Here is a 6,638-nt window from a genome sequence, read left to right on the forward strand (position 1 = left end):
TCTGAGCGGGCAGTTCCGCAAGCAGCGTCCAGAAAAAACCCAACGTGCTACCGAGAGGGCCAAATTTTCCATACAACCAGTTATCCATATCTGCATCAAACGGCACGCTGGTAATGGTGTCAGTATCATTTACATGTCGATAGTGAGTTATTTGATACAAACTCCCCACGGCATCAGCGGTAAAGGTCCGCGGCATACCGTAGGTATAAAGAAGAGGCCCTATAGCCTTCATCTCGGCAGCATAAGTTAGCCCCAGAGCTCCCCCCAGGCTGTGGCCGCAAATAAACAATTTTTTCTTTCCATTGGCTTCTGCCAGAGAAGTTTTTATCTGTCCAAATTCTTTTTCAAATGTCTGTTTAGCCAAATGGTATGCATCAAGGAAACCTCCATGAATGCATCCGGTATTTGCCAGTTCAGTCGGGCAAGGTTGAGGGGAAAATGCACCATCAGTTAACCAGTCGGGAACCTCTTGTGTACCGCGCCAGGCAACGGCCAAATGTTCTTCGCACTCCACATAAAAAAATTGAGTACTGTCAAGCAGAGGCTTGGATGACCCTGGAGTATTAACACTCTTAGAGTCCAAAAATTCGGCAGTGATATAGCGCTGGCTGAATGGCACATCTACAGCAAGTGCGTACGGATATGCAGGTGACTCTTCATGTCTTGGCGTAGTGGACAAATCCAAACATTTTTCAAGGAAAAAGGATTCTACGATACGTTTTTCCGTATAAGCCATATTAGCCATTAAGCCAAGGTTATAGCCGTTAGCCAGGGAATACTCTTTTGTATCATGCAGTGCCAGCACCCACGCCCGGAACGGACAAATTTCAATAACGTGCCGCTTCTCAAGATGTTCTCGGCCAATCTCCAGACCTTTCAGCGACTTGTCCGGCGGAAAATGGAAACGGGGTAATGTTTCATCTTTCCATCCTTTAATTTCCGGCGCGCAGTCACAAAGCTCTCCAATCGTGGCGTAATGGTATGGCGATGCCGTTTCGGGCGACGTGAGTAACGTATACCGGTTCAGCAGTTGAGTGAACCGGCTGTCAATCTGTTGCCGCAATGCAGACGGTAGGGTCTGCCCTGACGCGGACTGCTCCTTATATTGCCGCAGCAGTTCTTCCAGCGGTAATGTCTGTATCAGCGGTTGCTGGATAGCAAAAACGGCAGATTTCAGTTCAGAGACCGTCATATATCCGCCCTTTTTCTCATCCAGACTATTCAGGCGTTCGGCCAGTTGCCGTAAACGGTCTTGTGCCAGCGCGTAGTGTTCCAGCTCCACCAGTGGCGCAGCACCGGCTTCTCGTTGTTGCTGCCACAACGTGCCCAACCGTTTGACCTCTTGACTGGCGGGCCACAGTTGCTGTGCCTGAGCCAATAGTGCATCACCCTGCTCTTGCGCCCATAACGGCGGTAACTGTGCCAGTTGCGCGGCGCTGGCTTGCAACACCGGTTCCACCAGACGTGCCCACTTGGCGTCAGAGGTCTGTTTTCTCAGTTCATCAATTGATTTGGCGGTCAGCGGGGCGGGTAAAGGCGTGACATGGGTCAACAGCGCCGCCTCCAGCGGATCAGATGACAGCGACTGCCAGAGAAAGAAACTGCCTGCCATCAACAGCGCCATCAACGATAAACCCGCCACAAAACCGTGGCCCGCCTTCCAACTCAGTGGGGGCGGCGAAGGTGGCGACAACGCCACCTGAATACGCGCCGGGGCCGGTTCGTTGACAATATAGACGAGCGGATCGCGGGATGCGGTAAACGATAATACCGGTTGTGGCGACAATTGTGGCTCTGAGACACCTGCGTGCCGTACCGGTACACTCAATCGAGCGGGTATTTCAGCGGCCGCCTCGGCACTTTCCAGCCGCAGTGCAGCGTTATGCAACATCAAACGAACCCCGTCCAGCTTACTCAGGTGTTTGAGTTCCAGCGTTTGCAGTTGAGCACACAGTTGTTCCAGCGCATGCTCTGCGCGGTACACCAGCGCCAGGTCACCGTAGCATAACGTCATGGTGCGCCAGACTTGTTGCAACCGGTCACTCAACCAGGCCAATAACGCCACCCGGGCATGCGTTTGCAGCGGCCACAACGCACTCCATTGATGGGAGAGTAATCCCGCCAGCAGCTCCAGTCCTTCATACAACCCCGCGATTCCGGCGATGTGCGTCCGCGCCAGGGTAAAATCTACCGTGGTCTGCAACTCAACCCCGTTCTGGCGAAACAACGCAAGGCAAAGCTGCTCAACTCGCGCCCAGTCAACATCCGGGCGAGCGGGATGATGTAACTTGCCCATTTCGTCACGTAACGCGCTGAATTCAGCCAAGTGGCGAGGGTCGCCGCCGGTTATCAGCGTTTTATGGCTGTTCAATCTGCAGCTCCTGAAGGTCCATTCCGGCAAATTCCGCCAGATGGCGGCTGATGCTGTTTTCTCTGTAACAGGTCACCAGTAACGAACGCGTCGCACGGGTAAAGGCCACGTACAGGGCCGGGATGGCTTCCGACTCATCCTCAGCCGCCTTGTGTACAAACGACGCATTGATAACCGCAACAAAAGGAAATTCCAGCCCTTTACTGCTCTGAAAGGTCAGCAGATGGACGACATCTTCCCGGTGTGAGTAACATTTTTTTTCCGCTGGCGTAAAGCTGATGACTGTAGGTATATCCTGCAGCACCAGTAGTTCAGTGAGCCGGTCAGCTGAAAATTGCGTCGGACACAGCACCGCTATATCGCCCCAGCGACCGGTAAGGGCATACTTTTCTTTCATCCAGGCAACTACGCGATAGGCTTCATCCGCTGCAGAACGGCATTGCACGATATCAGGAACATTTCCGTCCTCACCACAGGCTTCCGGCAGCACCAGTGGAACCTCATTATTGTGGTGCCGGTCGAAATAGTCGCGTGAAAAGGCATAGGCAAAATTGAGAATGCGACGGGGATTGCGATAGTTAACCCGAAGGACTGAAGTACGCCCCTGGGCCTGAATGCCGACGCTTGCCAGAGAAAAGTTCAGCGCCCTTTCTCGGCGATAAAGTGACTGGGCATCATCGTACATCAGCAGCAGTGAACGGTTCGCGTTATCAAACAGCCTGGCGATTAGCGACAGCCACCGACGGTCAAAGTCATGTCCTTCATCCACCAATACTGCATCGTAACCGGCATCAGTCAACACCCCGCTGTCAACAGCGCTTTCCAGTGCGGCAAAACAGTTATCAAAAAACATTCCCTCACGGCTGACGCTGAGATTAAACCTGCGTGCCGCAATACCGCACCAGTCATGGAAGTGATACACGTGAACTTTATGCGACAGCCCCCTGTCAGCAATACATTCACGAATATAGTTTGCGAGAATAATATTGAAGCAGAGAACTAAAACCGGACGCGCTGTCGTTTCCGCGAGATAGAGGCACCGATAAAGCAAAATCAGGGTCTTACCTGACCCTGCTACGCCATGTATAACGCGGTGCCCCTCTCCCAGATTGCGGGCCAGCACTTCCTGTTGGATGTCCATGATCCGGCAGACCTGGCTGTTCTTTTCTTTCACCGGTATCGCAATTTCTGGAAACAGATGTCGCCGCAGGTTGTCCCTTATCACCGGAGTGATCGTAGGCCGGAAACGGGTGGTAAACAGTGCCGCGATTTTATGCCGAAAAGCAGCAAGCGAAACCGACTCTGTCATTTCATCCTGACAAATCGTCAACGCCTGTGGAAAAATGGACTCAACAGCACCATTAGCTGAGAGGGAAGTCAGTTGCTGACGAGTGATATTGGTGAATACGACGCCATAAGCCCATGCGATGTTGAGTTTACCTTTGTACAGCCCTGTCTTCTGCTGCAAACCGGAGTCCTGAGACAACATTTCGATGGTAGCGCAGGCATACTCCCTGACCTGTACCAGCGGGTTTCGCTCCTGCTTTTGCCCCTGTTCCGTATCCAGAGTTACCGTCTGCGGGTCTGCATGGCGAAGTGTGCTTAGTCGCCAGTCTTTGACTTCAAGAAAAATAAGCCCAATGGAGGGATCGATGATAACAAAGTCAGGATGCCGATACTGTCGCCCAACGGGAATGTCATACCAGACAAGGCAACCTTCACCGAGATGTGATTCCAGACGTTGAGCAACGCGTCGTTCTCCGTGGGTCATTCTCTCCGCACAAAGCGTCAGAGAAGTCATTAATTTTGCCATAAATTTTCCACTTATTTACACGCCAGCAATACGCCAGCAATGCGACCAAATCCATTATTCGACACCGGTTTAAATGCTATGCCGCTTCGCTTTCTGCATATTCCAGGCTTTGCAGATACTGCAATGCAACCGGATCGGCAATATAGTCAACCCGCCCATGGTGACGTTCAACTTCGTTGATTATTTTGCTGAGTTCTACGCGGAAAAACTCTTTACGTAAATTAATATTATCAATGCGATAATTTCTCAGATGGTCGTGCAACGTTTTTCCAGCGCAGGGGCATCGTTACAGGAAATCATTGCATGAATATCAAAATCAAAGGGTACTGCTGCCCCGCTTAACTCTTTCACCCGCCCCATCGGCTCCAGCCGTCGGGTTATACCAATTTTGAAGACATCTTCACCAAAGGAGCCAATACTTGAAATCACATAAATATGCCCCTGTTTCGTGAGCTGAGCCATGGATTTCGCTCTTTCATATTGTTGCATTTTTTTAATGTATATTTATCAGCTACAACTGAATAACGTTAAAATGCATCCTGATTAATAAACTGTTGTTGCTTAAGATGACGAATCAACACCCGCCCTTCCGGCATAAATGCCGTGCCGTAACGCACCAGTCCCAGACCTTTCAGTTCCGCCTCAATGGCGTACTCCAGATGGCCGGGGGCGGTCTGCGGTAACAGCAGCACCTGCAAACTTTTCAGACGCGGTTCGTATTTCAGCAGCGTGGCGGACAGCGTGGTCAGCAATGAATGCGCCGTCCCCGGCAATCCCTGTAGGATTTCGCTCATGTCCGGCAGGCCATAATCGGGCAGATGACTGAGTGTTCCGGCCCGGCAGTTAAGAATGCGCTGCATGTTATCCAGCACCGAGAGAATGACCTGGTTTTCGTCACTGACCTGATGCAGGTCAAGCCCGCCGGTGAAATTGCCCAACAATTGCTCATACAGTGACGGCGAGGAGGTGTCCGGCATTATTTTTTCTCCGCCCGTAATGTCAGGCTGTTATTGCCCAGCTCAAGGGTACGGGGCTTATCGGGATGCAGGTCATCTAGCGTGAGTATCAGACGCCAGTGGTCTTTGGCCATATCCGGATGACGGAACAGCGCCACCACCGCCACAAACTGAGTCTCTTTTTCCATCGGCATATCCAGTGTTACCGCACCGCCGGGTTTCACCACCACACTGCGGCTGGCCAGCAGGTCATCTTTAAGCGCCGCCTCCCCGTCGCTTGCCAGTTGCTGATACACCGTTTTGAGGAAGGTTTTATCATCACGTAACTGATAAATCCGCACCATCACCGGCTCCGATGACGAGTTCGCCTCATGCTCATCGGTATTCAGGGCTTCACGGGCGGTAAAGTCCAGATGCAGCACCTTTATCTGCTTATAAAACAGTGATTTTGTGGCCGACACGGTGCTATCAGTCACAGTTTGCGTCAGCCCACAGCCACTGAGCAGCAAGACCAGTGCCGGGATGCAAACTCTATTTTTCCAGGCGGCCCAGCGTTTATTTTTCGAAGTCATAGCTAACACGTCGGTTTCCTTCTTGATGTTCCTGTGGAGCCAGCCCACTGTAGTGCCCCAGCTCCACGGTATAGTATTCAGGTATATCGTCTGACAGCGTATCGTCATCCAGCCCCAGCACCCCGGTCAACCCCAGCCTGACCGGCGTATCGTCCAGCACCAACACCGGCAACAACCGGGTGGCGACCGTCAGTTGGATACAGGCTCTATAGCGCCAGCCCAGATAGACCCGCAGCAACACCAGAAAATCGGTATACAGCAGGCCATCCGGTAACCAGTCACGAGCCTCATCACTGTCGGATGTGTGCAGAGAAATCAGCAACTGACTATTGGCATCGATGGCCTCATCGCCCAGTACGGTGTAACCGTCCAGCCAGTTGACCCCTTCATCGGCAAACGCCATCGGAGAGGTCAGGCGCACCCTGCGCAGGCAATGGGGTGTGACATCCGCCTGGGTAAAAGGGGCCAGCAGTCGCACCAGTGCCTGTACCCCTTCCGCGGTTCGCCCCGGTTGACGCATCACGCCCAGCAGGGCCAAAAAGCGCGATGTCGGGGTGGCAAAATGCTGCTGCGAACCGGGAATACCCATGCCTATCAGCCCCAACAGGCTCTGAGAGGTGTTGTCTGTGCCGCCCGACTCGAAGGTGGCCGGATAGGAGTATTTGCGCCAGATGCGATAAAACTGCGTCATAAAACGGTGGTTGAAGATATCGAGGAACCCTTCCAGCGCCTCATGCCCTTCGCGCTGCTGGGTGATATCGTCGATATAGGCCGTCGGCAGGGGCGAATCCACACCGTACAACCCCATAAAGGTGGTGCGCGCGGTCAGCGGGGCCTCAGGCTGCACCGGGTCAGTTTCCAGCGCCTTCAGTTCACTGACCGGGAAACCCATGCCGGGATGCGGACGAAAACGCACCGGGTCATCC

5 protein-coding genes and 2 pseudogenes are annotated in these 6,638 nt (G+C 52.9%); all 7 read right to left on the bottom strand.

Annotation, left to right across the window (positions count from 1 at the left end):
• The coding region (locus AEP37_RS27440) for a lipase family protein (protein ID WP_331462909.1) at positions 1-745 on the bottom strand (745 nt) is incomplete at its 3' end.
• Between the two features lie 252 nt (positions 746-997).
• Positions 998-2,371: pseudogene (locus tag AEP37_RS27445) on the bottom strand (VasL domain-containing protein); the annotation flags it as partial.
• Positions 2,358-4,184 (bottom strand): DEAD/DEAH box helicase, encoded by a 1,827-nt coding sequence (locus AEP37_RS21945; protein WP_042592760.1) that lies wholly within the window; start codon positions 4,182-4,184, stop codon positions 2,358-2,360. The gene AEP37_RS21945 and the pseudogene AEP37_RS27445, both read right to left, overlap by 14 nt.
• 76 nt (positions 4,185-4,260) lie before the next feature.
• Positions 4,261-4,667: pseudogene (locus AEP37_RS21950) on the bottom strand (GIY-YIG nuclease family protein); the annotation flags it as partial.
• Between the two features lie 44 nt (positions 4,668-4,711).
• A complete protein-coding gene (tssE, locus tag AEP37_RS21955; RefSeq protein ID WP_042592759.1) occupies positions 4,712-5,161 on the bottom strand; it encodes a type VI secretion system baseplate subunit TssE in 450 nt (149 codons plus the stop codon).
• Positions 5,161-5,712 (bottom strand): type VI secretion system lipoprotein TssJ, encoded by a 552-nt coding sequence (tssJ, locus tag AEP37_RS21960; RefSeq protein WP_042592758.1) that lies wholly within the window; start codon positions 5,710-5,712, stop codon positions 5,161-5,163. Before tssJ ends, tssE begins: the two co-directional genes overlap by 1 nt.
• Positions 5,696-6,638, bottom strand: a 943-nt coding sequence (gene tssG / locus AEP37_RS21965) for a type VI secretion system baseplate subunit TssG (RefSeq protein WP_049615319.1), incomplete at its 5' end; no start/stop codon positions are given. The genes tssJ and tssG, both read right to left, overlap by 17 nt.

Origin of the sequence: Yersinia pekkanenii, assembly GCF_001152565.1 — a bacterium.
Classification (GTDB): Bacteria; Pseudomonadota; Gammaproteobacteria; order Enterobacterales; family Enterobacteriaceae; genus Yersinia; species Yersinia pekkanenii.

Excerpts from the sequence above, each read along its gene's own strand:
- tssJ (WP_042592758.1), bottom strand. The coding sequence starts at position 5,712 with ATGACTTCGAAAAATAAACGCTGGGCCGCCTGGAAAAATAGAGTTTGC.
- AEP37_RS21945 (WP_042592760.1), bottom strand. The coding sequence starts at position 4,184 with ATGGCAAAATTAATGACTTCTCTGACGCTTTGTGCGGAGAGAATGACC.
- tssE (WP_042592759.1), bottom strand. The coding sequence starts at position 5,161 with ATGCCGGACACCTCCTCGCCGTCACTGTATGAGCAATTGTTGGGCAAT.